The 17,895-nt window shown below is 46.6% G+C and carries 15 protein-coding genes; 13 read left to right on the plus strand and 2 right to left on the minus strand.

Annotated elements, in window-relative coordinates; genetic code table 11:
• From V6C93_RS02500 to V6C93_RS38710, 7 genes are all read left to right on the plus strand, one after another.
• Window positions 1–314 (plus strand): DUF2231 domain-containing protein (locus V6C93_RS02500; protein ID WP_333475065.1); only part of this gene is annotated, 314 nt, incomplete at its 5' end.
• 168 nt (window positions 315–482) lie between these two features.
• A complete protein-coding gene (locus V6C93_RS02505) occupies window positions 483–1,409 on the plus strand; it encodes a cytochrome c oxidase subunit II (protein WP_333475066.1) in 927 nt (308 codons plus the stop codon).
• A gap of 16 nt (window positions 1,410–1,425) precedes the next feature.
• The gene (locus V6C93_RS02510) at window positions 1,426–3,096 is read left to right on the plus strand and encodes a cytochrome c oxidase subunit I (protein WP_333475067.1); all 1,671 of its coding nucleotides are present in this window, start codon (window positions 1,426–1,428) and stop codon (window positions 3,094–3,096) included.
• Between the two features lie 120 nt (window positions 3,097–3,216).
• Window positions 3,217–3,873: a heme-copper oxidase subunit III gene (locus V6C93_RS02515; protein WP_333475068.1), complete on the plus strand. Its 657-nt coding sequence runs from the start codon at window positions 3,217–3,219 to the stop codon at window positions 3,871–3,873.
• 32 nt (window positions 3,874–3,905) lie between these two features.
• Window positions 3,906–4,148: a hypothetical protein gene (locus tag V6C93_RS02520; RefSeq protein ID WP_333475069.1), complete on the plus strand. Its 243-nt coding sequence runs from the start codon at window positions 3,906–3,908 to the stop codon at window positions 4,146–4,148.
• Between the two features lie 128 nt (window positions 4,149–4,276).
• Window positions 4,277–5,671 carry an NAD(P)/FAD-dependent oxidoreductase gene (locus tag V6C93_RS02525; RefSeq protein ID WP_333475070.1) on the plus strand — a complete coding sequence of 465 codons (1,395 nt, stop codon included), beginning with the start codon at window positions 4,277–4,279 and terminating at the stop codon, window positions 5,669–5,671.
• Between the two features lie 263 nt (window positions 5,672–5,934).
• On the plus strand, window positions 5,935–6,135 hold the full coding sequence (locus tag V6C93_RS38710; RefSeq protein ID WP_333475071.1) for a hypothetical protein: 201 nt from the start codon (window positions 5,935–5,937) through the stop codon (window positions 6,133–6,135).
• Between the two features lie 228 nt (window positions 6,136–6,363).
• On the opposite strand, the gene V6C93_RS02535 is transcribed toward V6C93_RS38710, so the two are convergent.
• On the minus strand, window positions 6,364–6,567 hold the full coding sequence (locus V6C93_RS02535) for a hypothetical protein (protein ID WP_333475072.1): 204 nt from the start codon (window positions 6,565–6,567) through the stop codon (window positions 6,364–6,366).
• Window positions 6,568–7,333: 766 nt separating this feature from the next.
• On the opposite strand from V6C93_RS02535, the gene V6C93_RS02540 reads away from it, so the two are divergent.
• The 3 genes from V6C93_RS02540 (at window position 7,334) to V6C93_RS02550 (ending at window position 10,805) form a co-directional block, all read left to right on the plus strand.
• A complete protein-coding gene (locus tag V6C93_RS02540) occupies window positions 7,334–8,653 on the plus strand; it encodes an ABC transporter substrate-binding protein (protein ID WP_414644133.1) in 1,320 nt (439 codons plus the stop codon).
• A gap of 64 nt (window positions 8,654–8,717) precedes the next feature.
• Window positions 8,718–9,641: a sugar ABC transporter permease gene (locus V6C93_RS02545; protein ID WP_333475074.1), complete on the plus strand. Its 924-nt coding sequence runs from the start codon at window positions 8,718–8,720 to the stop codon at window positions 9,639–9,641.
• 285 nt (window positions 9,642–9,926) lie between these two features.
• Entirely contained in the window at window positions 9,927–10,805 is an 879-nt protein-coding gene (locus V6C93_RS02550; RefSeq protein WP_333475075.1) for a carbohydrate ABC transporter permease, read from the plus strand.
• A gap of 9 nt (window positions 10,806–10,814) precedes the next feature.
• On the opposite strand, the gene V6C93_RS02555 is transcribed toward V6C93_RS02550, so the two are convergent.
• Window positions 10,815–11,477, minus strand: coding sequence for a class I SAM-dependent methyltransferase (locus tag V6C93_RS02555; RefSeq protein WP_333475076.1), 663 nt, complete (start codon window positions 11,475–11,477; stop codon window positions 10,815–10,817).
• Window positions 11,478–11,624: 147 nt separating this feature from the next.
• Between V6C93_RS02555 and V6C93_RS02560 the strand changes: the two genes are divergently transcribed.
• The 3 genes from V6C93_RS02560 to V6C93_RS02570 all read left to right on the plus strand — a co-directional run bounded on the left by V6C93_RS02560 (window position 11,625) and on the right by V6C93_RS02570 (window position 17,881).
• Window positions 11,625–12,065, plus strand: a complete 441-nt coding sequence (locus V6C93_RS02560) for a hypothetical protein (RefSeq protein ID WP_333475077.1) — start codon at window positions 11,625–11,627, stop codon at window positions 12,063–12,065.
• 269 nt (window positions 12,066–12,334) lie between these two features.
• Window positions 12,335–16,429 carry a PAS domain S-box protein gene (locus tag V6C93_RS02565; RefSeq protein WP_333475078.1) on the plus strand — a complete coding sequence of 1,365 codons (4,095 nt, stop codon included), beginning with the start codon at window positions 12,335–12,337 and terminating at the stop codon, window positions 16,427–16,429.
• 240 nt (window positions 16,430–16,669) lie between these two features.
• Window positions 16,670–17,881 (plus strand): hybrid sensor histidine kinase/response regulator, encoded by a 1,212-nt coding sequence (locus tag V6C93_RS02570; protein WP_333475080.1) that lies wholly within the window; start codon window positions 16,670–16,672, stop codon window positions 17,879–17,881.
• Window positions 17,882–17,895 lie beyond the last annotated feature (14 nt).

Genomic DNA, 17,895 nt, shown 5'->3' on the forward strand with positions numbered 1-17,895 from the left:
ATCCGCCAACTGATGTCAAGAGTAGTTGGGGGTTGGGGGCTGCTCCAACCATGATTTTGCATGGGTTGGGTGGAGTTTTGCTGTTCGGAGCGATCGTTGCCATGACCGTTTGGAGAGGGCTTCAGCGCTATCGCTGGCGCAGTGAGGCTCCCAGACAGGTTCAGTGGAGCTACTTGGGAGTAGGCATTGTGCTTTTAGGAATCCTATACGTACACGGGACATTAGGAGCGCAATTAGGAGCGGATTTCGGAATCCACAATACTGCTTCTGACTTGCTGCGACAGGGCAAAAACCCCGAAGTGCTGCTCAAGTAATTAGTGCAGCATGGTGGAAATAAGTGACCAGTTAACAACAGAGTCAAAAGTAGAAATTATCAGCCTTTCTGCCTTCTGCCCTTTGCCTACTCCTACGGAGAACGCTACGCGAACTGCCTTTTTGTACTAGCCAGAAGCACCAGAAGTATCGATATTACAGAAGTTTTTATGCTGACCGTTTTAGAATCTGTGCTAGTGGCTATTTTTATAGCAGTAGATATCGTCGCCAGCAAGTGGCTTGGGCAGCAGGCGTATTCCTGGATGCCCGGTCAAGGAACGGCTGAAGCAAAACATGTTGACGATTTGTTTAGCTTCCTGGTTGCAGTTGGAGCGTTCATCTTTCTGGGAATCGCTGCTGTTATTGGGTATTCAATCCTCTTCTATCGGGCACCCAAAGGAGACTTCAGTCATGGTCATCCTGCTAGAGGGGACTGGAAAATAGAGGCTCTTTGGACGGTGGTGCCGATTGGGTTGGTGCTGTGGATTGCGATCCAAAGCAACACCATTTATCAGCAATTAAACATTCAAGGTTTGACACCGATCGTTATGCATATGCCGATGGAAGAACCTGCCTATGCTGAGAGTGTTGACAATAATGGCAAACCGACCTCTAAAAACAATTCTCAACCTGTTACTCAAGAAATTGAGGTGATGTCCAAGCAGTGGTCTTGGTCGTTTCGCTATCCGGGCGGTGTCACCAGTACCGAGTTGCACCTACCAGTTAATCGGAGTGTCCTCTTGAAATTGGAGTCAGCCGACGTTATCCACGGTTTTTATGTCCCTGAATTCAGAGTCAAGCAAGATATCATTCCCAACCGCGCCATTACCTTTGCACTCACCCCCACTCGCCAGGGCAAATACCGACTGAGAGATTCCTCGTTCAGCGGTCCCTACTTGCCTCTAATGGAAGCGGATGTCTACGTTGAACCGCTTGATGCCTACAATCGCTGGCTTGCCCAAGCGGCTACCCAAAAGCCAATACCTGCACCCAATCCGGCATTTCTTGAACATACCCAACAAGCCCAGAAAGCCCTCGGCGACGGTTGGCCTGTGGTTGTGCCTGCCCAACCTCCAGTTGTGCATCATTCCAGTTGAGAAAGGACGATAATTGATGACCAATGATTCGATGGGAATTACCAACACTAGCGATTCCGACCGTTCCCACAATGAGCCTGATACGGGTTGGCGACGTTACTTCAGCTTCAGCACTGACCACAAGGTTATCGGTATCCAGTACCTGGTAACGACCTTTATTTTCTTCCTGATTGGTGGGTTGTTGGCGATGCTCATCCGCGCCGAACTGCTCACCCCTCAATTAAATCTAGTCAGTCGCCCGCTTTACGATGGCTTGTTCACCATCCACGGCACGATGATGATTTTCTTGTGGATTATCCCGGCGAATGCGGGTTTGGGTAACTACTTGATACCGCTGATGATTGGGGCAAAGGATATGGCGTTTCCGCTGCTGAATGCGATCGCCTTTTGGATTATCCCCCCCGCAGGTCTCCTACTCCTATTAAGCTTCTTGCTCCCTAGCGGTACCGCACAGGCGGGTTGGTGGTCTTACCCACCCGTCAGCCTGCAAAACCCATCCGGTCACCTCATTAATGGCGAACTCATTTGGCTGGTGAGTGTAACGCTACTGGGTATCTCTTCGATTATGGGGGGAGTCAACTTCGTCACGACAATTGTCTGGATGCGAGCACCGGGCATGACGTTTTTCCGGATGCCACTCTTCCCCTGGACGATTTTAAGCGCCCAGTTGCTCCAACTCTTTTGCCTGCCCTCCCTCACTGGTGCAGCCATCATGTTGTTTCTCGACCTAAGTCTAGGGGCAAATTTGTTCAATCCTTTTCAGGACGGTAGCCCCATCCTCTACCAACACCTATTTTGGTTCTACTCCCACCCTGCCGTTTACGTCATGGCACTCCCCGCCTTCGGCATTTTCTCAGAAATCCTGCCAGCGTTTTCCCGTAATCCTCTATATGGTTACCGGACAGTTGCGCTTGCCTCATTCGGCATCGCTATAGTCAGCGCCGTTGTCTGGGTACACCACATGTTTGCCAGCGGCACCCCTGGCTGGATGCGAATACTGTTTATGTACACCTCAATGTTTGTTGCCGTGTTTACTGGCATCAAAGTGTTTGCTTGGACTGCCACGGTTTGGAGGGGCAGACTACATCTACAAACCCCAATGCTATTTGCCTTGGGCGGGATAGTGATGTTTGTGTTTGCTGGGATTACGGGTGTGATGCTAGCGGCGGTGCCGTTTGACCTACATGTCAACAACACCCATTTTGTGGTCGGTCACTTCCACTATGTGGTCTACAACACGATTACGATGGCAATTTTCGCCGCCATTTACTACTGGTTTCCCAAAATCACGGGACGAATGTATGCCGAAGGCTGGGGCAAGATACATTTCTGGCTGACGTTTATCGGTGCCAACATCGCCTTTTTCCCGATGCACCCAGTAGGCTTGCAAGGTATGGTACGTCGGATTTCCTCCTACGATCCCCAGTACGCGGGATGGAACATCATCGCTAGTCTTGGTGCGTTCCTGCTGGGGATGTCCACGTTGCCCTTCATTGCCAACATGGTGGTTTCTTGGCTACAAGGTCCGAAAGCCTCTGATAATCCCTGGCACGCGACTGGACTAGAGTGGATGACTTCCTCACCGCCTCCGGTGGAGAACTTTGAGGAGATTCCCACCGTTACTTGGCCTCCCTATAACTACGGCAAAGCCAGCCACGCGACGGCAAATGCTGCCGCTCAGGAATAGCTGCTGTTTTATAGCAAAAGGCAGAAGGCAGAAGGCTTGTTATTAGTACATGGTCGTTTGGGTCGTTAAAGAAAGTCCTAACCTTTATACCGACAGCGATATCTTTTGAAGGAGCCAGCCATGACAAGTCCGATCCATTTGGATGAAAGTCCTATCCGTCTTGAACGGTTACGAGAGCGCTTACCACAATGGCTACAGCGATTTCTGCCGATCGGTGGCGGGCAAGCGCATGACCATCATGGCAAGGGAATGTTCGGTTTTACCGTGTTCCTGCTGTCGGAAAGCATCATCTTCGTGAGTTTTTTCGTGAGCTACATTGCTTTGCGATTGACCACTGTGCAGTGGCTACCACCAGGTATCAAGGGGCCAGAATTGTCTACTTCAGTGATTGTCCACTCGGTAGTGCTGCTTTCCAGTAGCCTTGTCATCCAATTGGCAGAACGCGCCCTCAAACGTCGCAAACTCAACAAATTTCGCTTGCTGTGGCTGCTGACATCGGTGATGGGAGCGTACTTCCTCGTTGGTGAGGTGCAAGAGTGGCTGAACCTGGATTTCGGGGTTTCCACGGGGTTAGTTGGTGGAACGTTCTACCTGCTGACGGGCTTTCATGGTTTGCATGTTCTTGCTGGCATTCTCCTACAGATGATTATGCTTGCCCGCTCCTTCATTCGGGGCAACTACAACAAGACTCACTTTGGTGTGAGTGCGACTACCCTGTTTTGGCATTTCGTTGATGGGATTTGGGTCATCCTGTTTTCGCTTCTCTACCTCTGGTAAGCCTAGAAGCCTGCTCAAGAAGAAGCTTTTTTATGAATTTACTAACTCAACCATTCCCAGCCAGTATCGCAATCTACGTCCTGACGTCTGCTGAATCAATTAAAAAAGATCCACTCATTGACTACGGCGGAGAAACCCTTGTAGATATTGGGGTTATCCTACTTGCCATTGGGTTAGTAATTACGGTCAAGATTATTAGTCCCAGAGTAGAACATGCAATTCTTCTAGCTATCTTTCTCAGTTTGGCATTAATGGGTTTCTTTTTAATTAGATAGCAAAATTGGTGTTTACACTCGGCTAAACAGTCATTTCCTAGAACAATCGACTTTGTTTTTGGAGAAGTCCTACATCTAGATTTATCATTCCTAGTTTTTACATACAGCAACAGGAGCAAAACTATTTTATGAACAGCCCAATTTATCAAACTGTAATCCTCGGTGGCGGCTTTACTGGTCTTTTTACTGCGCTACATCTAACCCATGAACACTATCCTAGAAGCGTCATCCTAATCGATAGCTCTGAGCGCTTTTGCTTTAAACCCTTACTCTACGAATATTGCACGGGTGAGATGGACGCTGAGCAGGTTGTGCCACGTTTTGAGGAACTGCTAAAAGATAGCGGTGTTATCTTCGTTCAAGATGCCGTTCAATCCATTGACCTACATCAACGGGAAGTCAAATTAACTTCGGGAACTGCCTACAACTACAGCAATTTAGTTTTAGCTTTGGGTAGCGTTACTGGATATTTCCACGTTGAGGGAGCAAAAGAAAATGCTTTGCCGTTGCGAACACAAGAAGATGCGATCGCAATTGACAAAAAATTGCGCGACTGCCTGCAAAAAGCCATTCAAATCGAAGATGTAGAACAACGCCGCCAACTGTTAACCGCAGTCGTGATTGGTGCTGGCCCTTCAGGTGTAGAAATGGCAGGCACCTTAGCCGATTTACTCCCGCATTGGTACGAGGCATTAGGAGGCAACCCTCAAGAAATTCGAGTCGCACTGCTCAATCACGGCAAGGAAATTCTCGAAGGCGATATTAACAATCATTTGCGGGAAATTGCCGAGCAGGAATTGAAAAAACGCGCTGTGCCAGTCGAGTTTATCTTTGGCGCAGAAGCGACAGCAATTCGTCCAAACCAGGTCGAATACAAGCGCGAGGACAAAACCGAGACACTGCACGCAGGTACCATAATCTGGACAACTGGGACTAACACGCATCCCTTGATTGCAGACTTACCAATTCCCAAAGACAAGCGCGACAAACACAATCGTCCGTATGTCACTCCTACTCTGCAACTCCTCGATTTTCCAGAGGTTTTTGCTGGGGGGGATTGTGCAGCGATTAAGGATAATTCTCTGCCGCCTACAGCACAGGTAGCCTATCAGCAAGGCGCTGCGATCGCGCATAATCTGAAAGCACTGGCGTTAGGACATGAGCTAAAACCAGCAGAGGTTAACCTACGCGGCACGCTTCTCAAGCTCGGCATAGATAATAGTGTGGCTAACATCTTTGACCGCTTTCAAGTCGAAGGCGACATCGGGCATCTTATCCGTCAAGCCACGTATCTAGAACTCTTGCCAACTCCAGTTCATGACTTCAAAGTTACCAGCGATTGGCTAAAAGACGAAATATTCCACCGACACATGCATTCGGGTGAAGCGATAGATACAGTAGTCAAAGTGGCAGGAGTGGTTGGTGGAGTCGTTGTAGGCGCTATAGTTGCCAAAAAATTGCTCAATATGGTCACCGATGACCAAAAAGACCAAAAATCTCGACCGAAACTCCAAAGAGGTTAACCTCTCCCCCTAGGGTGTGTTTTCTCGCCCCTTTCGATCCCCCCCAGCCTCCCTTATTAAGGGGGGAGAATTTCATCAAAGTCCCCCTTTTTAAGGGGGATTTAGGGGGATCTTCCAGGATGGAATTCAATAACGAGTAATTTGAAAACACGCCCTACCCCTGCAATGCGAGGGGAGAAAACCTTGTTAAATCAGTAAAAATTTGTATCTTTGGGAGTAGGATATCTAATGTTCCGTTATGGCTACAAGCAGGATTTTGGGGTTTGGTTGCCGGTTCAGCACTACTACTGGGAGCGGGGTTGGGCTACTTTGTGCGAATTCCCCAACGTGCCATTGCTGCAATTATGGCGTTAGGTATCATGCTGCAACAAACTGCCCTCAAATATACGGCGACAGGAATTGCTCAAGCGCTTCTCGCCACAAGTCCTTATATTTGTCCTACCGATCGCAATGGGGATGGGTGAAGCGGTTAGCCCCAGAGCATTCTTGGGGGTATTGGTAGCGCTGGGAGGAATTGGTTTATTGTTTGGCTATCGGTGACGGTTCTGCTATAACGGTAGTCAGTCTTCCAGGCTTTTCAGTTGCTATCCAAACACCGAAGAACTGCTGAGACACTTTAGAAATTGATTATGAAATTCGGTTAGTAGTTGCTTGGTGGCGGCGAGAGATTTAGAGCCCATTTAATCCCTAGACTAGCGATCTCTCTTATACAGCTCAGGACACCAAACACCAGTATTGGAATCATACTGGCAACCCGGTAAATCCAAATTGCGCCAGGATTGTTTATCAGTTTCTGTGACTTCCAGACCCAGCATACTATACGCTATAACAATACTCAAGCCTGCACTAATAAGAGCAAGCGTTAATTTCTTCAAGAGGTTAGGTTTATCAAACATTACTTAGTCAGCCTCAGTTGTATATTAAAAAGATGCACTCCCCATTCCAAGCGATTGGGTAGATTACTAGTTGTATGAGCGTGACTGTTTGTTCTAATTCTATACAACAAAATAAAATTTTTGACTAATTATTTGCCTTGCATCAGCAAACCTAAATTTCTCAGATTTTCTCCCCGGCAAGCTACTCTTTGCGTACCTGAGCTGCCTCCAGACCATCGTGACCCTACTGGAAAAGATAAGTTTTAATAAACTTATTGACAATTTAGCCTGTAAGTGATAAAAAACATTGAAGAAAACTGCAAACGGGGCTTGTCACTTGGCAAGAAATTAAGTTAAAGTAGCGCACAGCCGACAACAGTGGTTCAAGTTATCAGGTCTGGGTTGCATCTCATGTCTGCAAGTTTGCCTTATGAAATCATTGCAGAATGAGTGTTGTATAAACTTCAATCTAGTTTTTCCAAGTTTAAGTATTTGAAACAGGTGTTGATAGCTAACTCAACAGTCGGGGTAGAGAAGCATTGACGTTGGCATGAACTCAACACCTAAATCCTAGAGAAACAGTACTCAGTGGTAGGCAGAGTACTGCCCACCCAACTCATAGAAGTTCTGCGCCAGTTCTAGGGATTTTCAAATCAAAAATATCCAGCTACTTCTTGTGGGGTGGGCATCTTGCCCGCCCTAAATCAGCTTATTTAGCCTCGGAAAGCCTAGTATGACCACTGGACGCGGGAATTTTTGCTTGCTACGTGGTACTTCCGTCTCGAAAATGAACGAAATTAAACTCTTAAAAAGATGCCTAGATAGGCTTAGAAAAAGTATCAAATCTCCTGGTTTATGGGGACTTATTTTTACAATTATTCTAATATTTAATTTCTGGGCAAAGCCAGCGTTAACACAGCAACCTGTAACCATCACTGCCCTGATTAATGCTGGGGAAGTGCCTTATTGGAAAAAGTTAATCGTTGAAGACTTTGAGAAAGAAAATCCAGGTATTCACCTTGAGATTATCGAGGCACCCAACGCAACGGACTTGACAGAAAACCTCTACACGTCTGCTTTTATCCTCGGTGACTCGCCTTATGACCTAATTTACATGGATGTCATTTGGACAGGCAAATTTGCGGCGGCGGGTTGGCTTTTAGACCTGAGCGATCGCATGTCTGAAAATGGCTTGAAAGCCTTTATGGACAAAGATGTGGAGGCGGGACGTTACAAAGGGAAGCTGTACCGGATTCCCCTGCGTTCCGATGCGGGAATGCTCTATTACCGTACAGACTTGCTGGAAAAAATTGGAGCAAAGCCACCAGAAACCTTTGAGGAGTTAATCAATATTTCTCAACAATTGCAGGAGAAAAAAGCAACTCCTTGGGGTTATGTCTGGCAAGGTGCTCAATACGAAGGGTTGCCAGCCATGTTTGTGGAAATTCTAGAAGGTTTTGGCGGCTTTTGGGTTAACCCAGAAACCAACGAGGTTGGACTCGATAAATCAGAAGCCATTCAAGCCGTTGAGTTTTTACGCCGCGTTATTGACAAAGGCATCTCACCGCCCGGAGTTACAACTTACCGAGAAGAAGAAGCCCGACGCTTATTTGTGAATGGCAAATCTGCATTCTTACGCAATTGGCCTTATGTCTGGGCTTCAGCCCAAGAAGAAGATTCCGAAGTGAAGGGCAAAATTGGAATTAAACCAATGGTTCATCTTCCTAGTGCAAAAGGCGGTGCTTGCTTAGGGGGTTGGGGTATGGGCATTGCCAAGAGTTCTAAACATCCTGAAGAAGCCTGGAAAGCCATTCAGTACTTTACCAGCAAAGCAGTGCAGAAACGGTTCACTCTGGAAACGGGGAATATGTCCAGCCGACGGGAGTTATTTGCCGACCCAGAGATTATTGCTAAATATCCCCACTACCCACGGTTACAGACAATGGTGGAGAGTGCCGTATTGCGTCCACCCATTGCTCAATATGCCCAAGCCTCTGATATTTTGCAGCGCTACCTCAATGCAGCCCTAAGTAATAGAAGTCTCAGCGCAGAAAAAATGATGAAATCGGCGGCTAATCAAACACGCCGACTTCTAGGAACCACTTAAAAACCTTCAACTTCTAACTTCCAACCTTCAACCTTCAACCTTCAACTTCCAACCTTCAACCCTAATGAAAGCCGACCCCATCCAATCGCAAGAACAACGAACCGGCTGGCTGATGCTAGCACCTGCATTGCTGCTACTATTGCTGGTCTTTGCCTATCCTATTTTGCGCTCATTCTGGTTGAGTATGTTCGCCCAAAATCTAGGGACACAGTTAAAACCTGTCTTTTCAGGTTTAGACAATTACCTGCGGATGGTGGGAGATGGTCGCTTTTGGCAGAGTCTTTGGAACACGGCAATTTTTACCTGTGTATCTGTTGCCTTGGAATTACTGTTTGGGATGGCGATCGCATTAATTTTAAATCCTACCTACAAAGGACGAGCACTGGTGCGAACCGTTGCCCTCCTACCTTGGGCTTTGCCAACTGCACTGCTAGGACTGGCATGGACGTGGATTTTTAATGACCAGTTCGGCGTTTGGAACGACATCTTGATGCGTTTGGGAATTATTCAGGCTGGAGTTAACTGGTTGGGAGACCCCATGACAGCCATGATGGCTGTGATTGCTGCCGATGTGTGGAAGACTACACCCTTCATCAGTATCCTGCTGCTGGCAGGCTTGCAATCGATTTCTGAAGACCTCTATGAAGCCCATGCGATCGATGGCGCAACACCTTGGCAAAGCTTTAGCACCATTACATTACCGCTGTTGATGCCACAAATCCTGATTGTACTGCTGTTCCGTTTTGCTGGAGCTTTCGGAGTTTTCGACCTCATCCAAGTCATGACAGGAGGTGGCCCTGGGGGAGCAACTGAAGTCGTTTCACTCTATATTTACGCCACAGTCATGCGCTATCTAGATTTTGGTTATGGTGCAGCGCTCGTTGTGGTGACCTTTCTCTTCTTGGTTGCTGTGGTGCTGATTGGTAGTTTTTTCCTGAATAAATATCGCGCCAAAATTTCAGGAGTTAATTCAATCAGTGACCTGTGATACCAATTGGGTTGGAGTTTGGCACATATTCTTTTTTGCTCCCCCCTTAATAAGGGGGGCTGGGGGGGTAAAATGTGTCACTTTTATACCCAATTGGTATGAGCAGTTATCAGTGATCAGAATGAACGTCAGACTGTTTACTGTTGACACCAATTTCATTAAATAGCACTACACTCTTACCCCCCTACCCCCCCTTGTTAAGGGGGGAACAATAAAATTATTTGTAGCAATTATTTAAAAAATTGGCTCTCCAATTCTCAATTAAACGTTGTAAATGTATCGGTTATGACTGCAATTTCCAAGAATTCAACACCTAAAATCCAGGTACGGCAGATAAATATTCTCAAGCAGGTTATCTTGCCGTTGGGAATCTTACTACTTTTAGTCTTTTGTCTGGCACCCGTTCTCTGGCAATTGCTCACCTCCATCAAGGTAAACAAGGATATCTCTGCTGTTCCTAATGTCTATATTCCCAGCCACTATACCTTCAAACACTATATTGACTTATTTTTGCGTCGCCCTTTTGCGCAATATATCCTCAATAGTTTCCTTGTCTCGATTGTCTCTACATTTCTGTGTTTAGCAATTGGAACACCTGCGGCTTATGCTCTGGCACGCTTACGCCTGTCGGGGGAAAATATTATCCTAGCCGGCATTTTGTCGATTACTTTATTCCCATTCGTTTTATTCTTCCTGGGATTGTTAGAAGTTATCCAGATGCTAAAACTGGGTAACAACTATCTAGCCTTGATTATTCCCTACATCGCGATCAATTTGCCTCTAACGATTTCCATAATGCGGAGTTTCTTTCTTCAACTGCCCGTCGAGTTAGAAGATGCCGCTAAGATAGATGGTTACAACACCTGGCAAATGTTGACTCACATTTTGTTACCCATGATGGTTCCGGCACTGGTAACAACTGGAGTTTTGACCTTTATCTTCGCGTGGAATGAGTTTATTTTCGCCCTAACGTTTATTACTCGCGAATCGATGAAAACGATTCCCGTGGCTACTGCTCAGTTAGGCACAACATCAGTATTTGAACTTCCCTATGGTGCGATCGCAGCAGCTACGGTTTTGGGTACCTTACCTTTAGTGTTGCTGGTGCTGTTCTTCCAGCGCCGGATTGTGCAGGGACTCACAGCAGGAGCGATTAAGGGTTGAAGGTTGTTATTAACGCTTGAGGGCGAGGGTTAGTCCATCGGCAATCGGGACAAGGCTCAGTGTCACCCGTTGATCGTGGTATAACTTCTCGTTGAAAGCGCGGATTGAGTTAGTTTGGTTGTCTTGTACCTGGGAGTCAGCTACTTTTCCCGACCACAGTACATTATCAATCGCAATGAGACCACCAGGGCGAATCAATTGGAGCGATCGCTCATAATATTTCTCATAATTCGCCTTATCCGCATCAATGAACGCGAAATCAAAGGTTTCGTCCTGTCCGGCAGCCAAGAGTTTGTCGAGGGTTTCTAGTGCGGGTGCTAGTCGTAAATCAATCTTATTCGCTACCCCAGCAGCGTCCCAGTAGCGGCGAGCAATGGCAGTATATTCCTCACTCACATCACACGCGACAATTTCCCCCTTGGGGGGTAGTGCCAGCGCCACGCAAAGAGAGCTGTAGCCAGTAAACACACCAATGTCTAATGTTTTTGTAGCACCCAGCAACTGAACCAGCAGCGCCATAAATTGACCTTGCTCCGGCGAAATCTGCATCATCGCCATCGGAAGATGAGCTGTTTCGTCCCGTAGTTGCTGGAGAATATTGGGCTCTCGCAGGGAAACGGATAATAGGTAATCGTAGACTGGATTATCCAGGCCAAGCGTCTTTTTTGTCATGATGGGTGAGGAAAATTGAGATAACTAGTACAAGAAGGCAGGAGGCAGAAGGAAAGAAAGTTTGTACAGTAAACTTTTTAACCTTTTTCAACTGGATAGTTATTTCCGCCATGCTGCACTAGTGCTTATCTTATCGTTGGAAGTCCTATGCATAGAGCCGCAAGATTAATCGTAACCGTAGTTTTAATAGGGATTTGCCTGATGGGGCTAACGGCTTGTGGGGGCAGTACGCCACCGCTGGGACTGGCACCGAATAAGCAGCTGGTGCAAAAAGCGATCGCTCTCCAAATCAATCAAGCTCAACAACGGCTCACTCAACGGTTGCAATCTACTCCCCCAAACGTTGAAATCACTCAGGTAAAACTTAAGCAACTAGAACCTCTGTTCTTTGACAATTTAGCTACTTTTCACATATTGGGGACTTACCGTCTTAAAGTTAAGTTGCCTTCTCAACAATTCACTCAACAACAACGTCCCTTTGATGTCTACCTACAACGACAGCCAGAAGGTAAAACTTGGCGTCTACTCGTCCCGGAACAGCTTAGCAACGGTTCCCCAGTGAGTTGGCACACCCATTTGATTCGATGAATCCTGGAACGCCTCCTAAATCCCCCAATTCTGAGAACATTGAGATTCTTCCCCAAAGTTTGAGAGTTAGGGTGTGTTTTCAAAGTGTCCAGTTACAGTTAGATCCCCCTAAATCCCCCTTAAAAAGGGGGACTTTGAGTGGATTCTCCCCCCAATTCATCGGGGGGCTGGAGGGATCTCCGGGGCAAGAATCGACTTTTGGCAGAGGTCTACTATCCTGAAGAGAAGCTGTAACCAATCTCAATACCTCATTCCTTGTAGAGGTTGCTATGTCACTCAGCCGTTTGCCTGAGCCATCCCTTGCTCTTGAGCCAGTGCTTGACTGTCTTGAAGCGATCGCTCTTAGTATTTCTCAAACCCAATCAATCGATGACATCCTGAACACAGCCGTTCGGGAAGCACACAAAATCCTTCAGACTGACCGGGTACTCATTTGTCGCTTCCAGCCTGACGGAAGTGGCGTTGTGATCAATGAGTCCGTCAGTTCTAGCTGGATGCCTGTACTGAACCAAACCATTGATGAAAACAGCTTCACCAGTAATAAGGTTGAGGCATTGAGGCCGGATTCCTTCAGTGCTATTGCAGACATTTATGCCAGTGACATCCAGCCAGATTACTTGGAATTATTAGCTCAGTTTCAAGTGCGGGCTAATTTGGTTGTTCCCATCGTAGAGAATACTCCAACCCAAAAGCCATTGTGGGGATTGTTGATTGCTCATCACTGCTCTGAACCTCGGCAGTGGCAGCCCTTAGAAGTGAAATTGCTTCAACAAATAGCGATGCAGATTGCGATTGCAATTGGGCAAACTAAAGCGTTTGAGCAGTTCCAAACCGAGCTAGCACAGCGGCAAGAGGCAGAACAAGAACTGAGGAGACAACAGGAGTTTCTGCATCATGTCATTGATATCAGCCCGAACTTGATTTGTGTCAAAGACTGGGAAGGGAAGTTTAAGCTGGTCAATCAATCCCTTGCGAATATTTATGAAACAACGGTTGAAGACCTAGTCGGTAAGACAGATGCAGACTTCAACTCCCACGTTGCAGAAGTCGAACACTATCTTCAGGATGATCGGGAAGTGATGAGTTTGTTGCAACCCAAGTTTATTCCTGAAGAAATCCTCACTTCCCCAAGTGGAGCAGTCCATTATTTACAGACGATCAAGAAGCCACTGTTATCACCCACGGGTAGGGCACGTTATGTGCTTGCCACAGCAATAGACATCACGGTTCGTAAACGCACAGAACAGGAACGCGATCGCGAAGCAGCTGAAAAACATCGCCTTTTTGAACAAATTGAACGGCAAAACCAAACCTTGGAAGCCAAAGTACAGGAGCGCACGGCACAACTGAGCCTCGCTAATGAGCAGCTAAAGCAGGAAGTCGCTGAACGCACACAGGTACAAGAAGCACTGCAAGAGAGTGAACAGAAGTTCCGTCAATTGGCAGAAAACATCCAGAGCGTTTTCTGGATGAGTAATTTGACCATGAGTCAAATCGATTACATCAGTCCTGCCTATGAGAAAATTTGGGGTCGCTCCTGTGCAGAATTATACGCTTTACCAAAATCTTGGTTGGATGCGGTCCATCCAGAAGACCGCGATCGCGTGATAGCGATGCTGACAAGAATTCGTGAAGATGACTATGAACAAGAGTATCGGATTATTCGACCAGACGGCGAGATTCGTTGGATTCGCGATCGCTCTTTTCCGATCCGGGATGAAGCAGGACACGTTTATCGTGTAGTGGGAATTGCCGAAGATATTAGCGATGCCTACCAACAAGCTGAGCAACGCAAGCGGGCCGAGGAGGCACTCCAAGAATCGAACGAACGAATTTTTAACATTCTAGAAAGTATTACGAGTGCCTTCTTTGCCCTAAACCAGGACGGGCAATTTACCTACCTGAACTGTCGAGCTGAGCAATTTCTACAAGAAACGCGAGAAGAACTCCTCGGAAAAAATATCTGGGATGAGTTTCCCCAACTCGTGGATTCTAGATTTTACAAAGAGTACCACAAGGCGATATCAGCTCGGGTTACTATTACCTTTGAAGACTTTTATGAACCCCTCAATACCTGGTTTGAAATTCATGCCTATCCGGGGCACGATGGTCTAGGCGTTTATTTTCGCAATATCAATAAGCGCAAACGAGCCGAGAAGGCGTTGCGGGAAAGTGAGGCTCGGTTTAGGCGATTGTTTGATTCCAATGTTGTTGGGATTATTTTTGCTGATTTTCGGGGCGCAATTACAGAGGCCAATGATCTGTTTCTTCAGATGGTGGGCTACACACGGGAAGATTTGTTGCAGGGGAAGGTGCGTTGGGATGAAATGACGCCGCCAGAGTATCGCTACTTAGATACCCTGGCAATGGAGCAATCCAAGGAATCGGGAGTTGGTACCCCTTGGGAGAAGGAATTCATTCGCCAAGATGGAAGCCGAGTTCCTGTTCTGATTGGCGGTGCTCTTTTGGATGGGGTTGACGATCAAGCTGTTGCTTTTGTCCTAGACATTAGCGATCGCAAGCGGGTAGAGGAGGACTTAAGGAAAAGTGAAGAACGTTGGCAATTAGTCCTCAAGGGCAACAATGATGGAATTTGGGACTTAAACCTGAAAACCAATCAAGTCTTCCGATCCACCCGTTACAAGGAAATGCTGGGTTATCAAGAGCATGAACTTGGGGACAATAATGATGATTGGAAAACACGCATCCATCCCGATGATTTTGAACGGGTGATGCAAATTAACCAAGATTACCTTGAGCGGAAAATACCGCATTACGCTGTAGAGTATCGCCAGCGCTGCAAAAACGGCAACTACAAATGGGTCTTCGGGCGAGCACAAGCGGTCTGGGATGCAGCGGGTTCCCCAGTACGCATGGTAGGCTCAACCACAGACATTAGCGATCGTAAGCAGGCAGAAGAGGCATTGCGCGAAAGTGAACAGCAGTTCCGCCAAATCTTCCAAGAAGCTCCCATTGGCATATCTGTCGCAGACTTTCAGACTCATCGATTCCTGAAAGCGAACCCAGCTTGGTGTCAGCTACTAGGATACTCTGCCTCGGAACTCCTATCTCTCACATTTGACGAGATTAGCCATCCCGATGATTTGCCCGAAGATTTGCACAAGGTCAAGCAGATCGAGCAAGGAAAAATCGACAGCTTCCGTATGGAGAAGCGCTATCGCCAGAAGAACGGCGAGTTCATGTGGGCGAATCTCACCGTCACGGTTCTGCCCAGCCAAGAGGGTAAACCCAAATTAAACCTAGCGATGATTGAGGATATCACCGAGCGTAGACAGTTACAAACCGACTTGCTGCATAGCGAAGAGCGCTTCCGCACTTCTGTGGAAAATATGCTTGACTGCTTTGGCATCTATTCAGCCATTCGAGACCACAGGGGTCAGATTGTAGACTTTTTAATCGAGTACGTTAATCCGGCAACCTGTACGTTCAACCGCACCTCTAAAGAGGATCACATCGGTAAACGCTTGTGTGAACTCCTGCCTAGCCATCGAGAAACAGGGCTATTTGATGAGTACTGTCAGCTTGTAGAAACGGGTCAACCCCTAGTTAAAGAATCTCTCCTGTTTGAAGATACTATCAACGGTCAGCCGATCAGTGGAGCTTTCGATCTTCGTGCGGTCAAACTCGGAGATGGAATGGCAGTGGCTTGGCGTGACATCACGGAACGCAAGCAGGCAGAAGATCAAATTAAAGCGTCTCTTCTAGAAAAAGAAACCCTCCTCAAAGAAATTCACCACCGCGTCAAAAACAACTTACAAATTATCTCCAGCCTGCTCCGGTTGCAATCAAGGCAAATTCGCGCTCAGCAGACTCTCGGACTCTTCAAAGAGAGCCAGAACCGGGTGCAGGCAATGGCCTTGATTCATGAGAAGCTTTATCAATCGTCTAACTTAGCTCAGATTGACTTTCAGGACTATATCACAAGCCTGGTTGGTAATTTATGTCGCTCTTATGACACTCGTCGCCATGATGTCACCTTTAAAATTAACGTGGAGCCCGTTTCACTAGCGATTGATACAGCAATTCCCTGTGGTTTAATTATTAATGAACTGGTCACTAACTCTCTCAAGTACGCCTTTCCTGAAAATCAAGCAGGTGAGATTTGTATTAGCCTTCAGTTCGGGGAATCGCCCTTAAATGCACCGCTAGACAGAGAAAATTTTATCTTAACTATCCGTGATAATGGCATTGGCTTACCACAAGACTTCGACTTTCGCAACACCAGCTCCCTTGGTTTACAGCTCATGTGTAGATTGGCTAAGCAGATAGGGGGTAGCCTGCAACACAACCGCAGCCAGGGAACTGAATTTAAAATCGTATTTACCAAACCTATCTCTAACTGACGCCCGCTCCCTGGAACAACTTCAGCCTGCTCGATACCTGTTATCCCTAGAATTCACGACCCAAGATATACTTGATATTTGCGCACTCTTGTGGTGTGTGGCTGGTCAATCAACCCACGCCTAAGATCAGAGCTTCAGTGAAGAACCTTTTTTGAAGTACTCTTTCCTGAACGGCTGGCTAAATAGGCTTCTACAGTAATGGGTCACTCGATTTTGGATTTGAGATTTTGGATTGACCCTATGTCTAATTTCATCTTTAATCCTGTAACTAATCACCAAGAATTCAACTCATGTGATTTGGCAGATAAACATAAAAACGGTAGAAGTGGTCTTTTGTCAATGATGTCTAAAGCCAAGCTCCTGGTAGTTGAAGACGAAGAGATTGTTGCCTTCGACATAGAAAATACCCTTAAAGACTTGGGTTACGAAGTACCGTCTGTTGTTTCCTCCAAAGAAGAAGCTCTCGCCGCCACTGCTGAAATACAGCCGGATTTAGTCTTGATGGATATCAGGCTGAAAGGGAGCTGGGATGGGATTGAAGCGGCTCAAGAAATTCGCGATCGCTTTAATATCCCTGTAATATATCTAACAGCCTATGCCGATACTAGTACACTGCAACAAGCCAAGAGCACTGAACCCTTTGGGTACATACTCAAGCCGTTTGAAGAGAGAGAATTACAGACAGCCATTGAAATGGCTCTTAGCCGTTATCAATCTGAAGCAAGAATGCGTCAGGCATTAGAAAAAGAAAAGGAACTCAACGAACTGAAATCCCAATTTATTGCTATTGTCTCTCATGAATTCCGCACACCCTTAGCAACGATCAACTCTTCAACCGAACTCTTGCAACGTTATTGCCGGGATTCGATGGATGAGAAAAAAAGCAAACATTTTCGGCAGATTAAAATATCAGTCGCTGAAATGACTCAATTACTGGATGATGTGTTAGTCATTGGTAAAGCCGAAGCAGGCAAACTGGAATTTACGCCAGCACCCTTGAATTTGCTGGAGTTTTGTCGTCACCTCATAGAAGAGCTACAGCTGAATGCCGGTAAGCAGCATATCATTTCCTTGTCCAGTCAAGGAGAATGTACCGATGTCCGCATGGATGAGAATCTGCTGCGACGAATTCTAACCAATCTGATCTCGAATGCGATTAAGTACTCTCCTGACGGAGGAGAGGTAATTGTTAAACTTTCTTGCCAAGATCAGATAGCGACATTGCGTATTCAGGATCGAGGGATCGGTATTCCTATAGATGACCAAAGGCATCTGTTTACGCCATTTTATAGAGGTGTTAATGTACGCCAAATCAAAGGGACAGGGTTAGGGCTCTTGATTGTTAAACGGTGTGTAGACTTATATGGGGGTACAATTTCTGTAGAAAGCAAAGTTGGTTTGGGAACAACATTTACCGTCACGCTGCCACTTGTATCAAACAGTGAACAGTGAACAGTGAACAGCGA

The organism is Allocoleopsis sp., assembly GCF_036703385.1.
Taxonomy (GTDB): Bacteria; Cyanobacteriota; Cyanobacteriia; order Cyanobacteriales; family Coleofasciculaceae; genus Allocoleopsis.

Excerpts from the sequence above, each read along its gene's own strand:
- V6C93_RS02505 (WP_333475066.1), top strand. The coding sequence starts at position 483 with ATGCTGACCGTTTTAGAATCTGTGCTAGTGGCTATTTTTATAGCAGTA.
- V6C93_RS02510 (WP_333475067.1), top strand. The coding sequence starts at position 1,426 with ATGACCAATGATTCGATGGGAATTACCAACACTAGCGATTCCGACCGT.
- V6C93_RS02515 (WP_333475068.1), top strand. The coding sequence starts at position 3,217 with ATGACAAGTCCGATCCATTTGGATGAAAGTCCTATCCGTCTTGAACGG.
- V6C93_RS02520 (WP_333475069.1), top strand. The coding sequence starts at position 3,906 with ATGAATTTACTAACTCAACCATTCCCAGCCAGTATCGCAATCTACGTC.
- V6C93_RS02525 (WP_333475070.1), top strand. The coding sequence starts at position 4,277 with ATGAACAGCCCAATTTATCAAACTGTAATCCTCGGTGGCGGCTTTACT.
- V6C93_RS02535 (WP_333475072.1), bottom strand. The coding sequence starts at position 6,567 with ATGTTTGATAAACCTAACCTCTTGAAGAAATTAACGCTTGCTCTTATT.
- V6C93_RS02540 (WP_414644133.1), top strand. The coding sequence starts at position 7,334 with ATGAACGAAATTAAACTCTTAAAAAGATGCCTAGATAGGCTTAGAAAA.
- V6C93_RS02545 (WP_333475074.1), top strand. The coding sequence starts at position 8,718 with ATGAAAGCCGACCCCATCCAATCGCAAGAACAACGAACCGGCTGGCTG.
- V6C93_RS02550 (WP_333475075.1), top strand. The coding sequence starts at position 9,927 with ATGACTGCAATTTCCAAGAATTCAACACCTAAAATCCAGGTACGGCAG.
- V6C93_RS02555 (WP_333475076.1), bottom strand. The coding sequence starts at position 11,477 with ATGACAAAAAAGACGCTTGGCCTGGATAATCCAGTCTACGATTACCTA.
- V6C93_RS02560 (WP_333475077.1), top strand. The coding sequence starts at position 11,625 with ATGCATAGAGCCGCAAGATTAATCGTAACCGTAGTTTTAATAGGGATT.
- V6C93_RS02565 (WP_333475078.1), top strand. The coding sequence starts at position 12,335 with ATGTCACTCAGCCGTTTGCCTGAGCCATCCCTTGCTCTTGAGCCAGTG.
- V6C93_RS02570 (WP_333475080.1), top strand. The coding sequence starts at position 16,670 with ATGTCTAATTTCATCTTTAATCCTGTAACTAATCACCAAGAATTCAAC.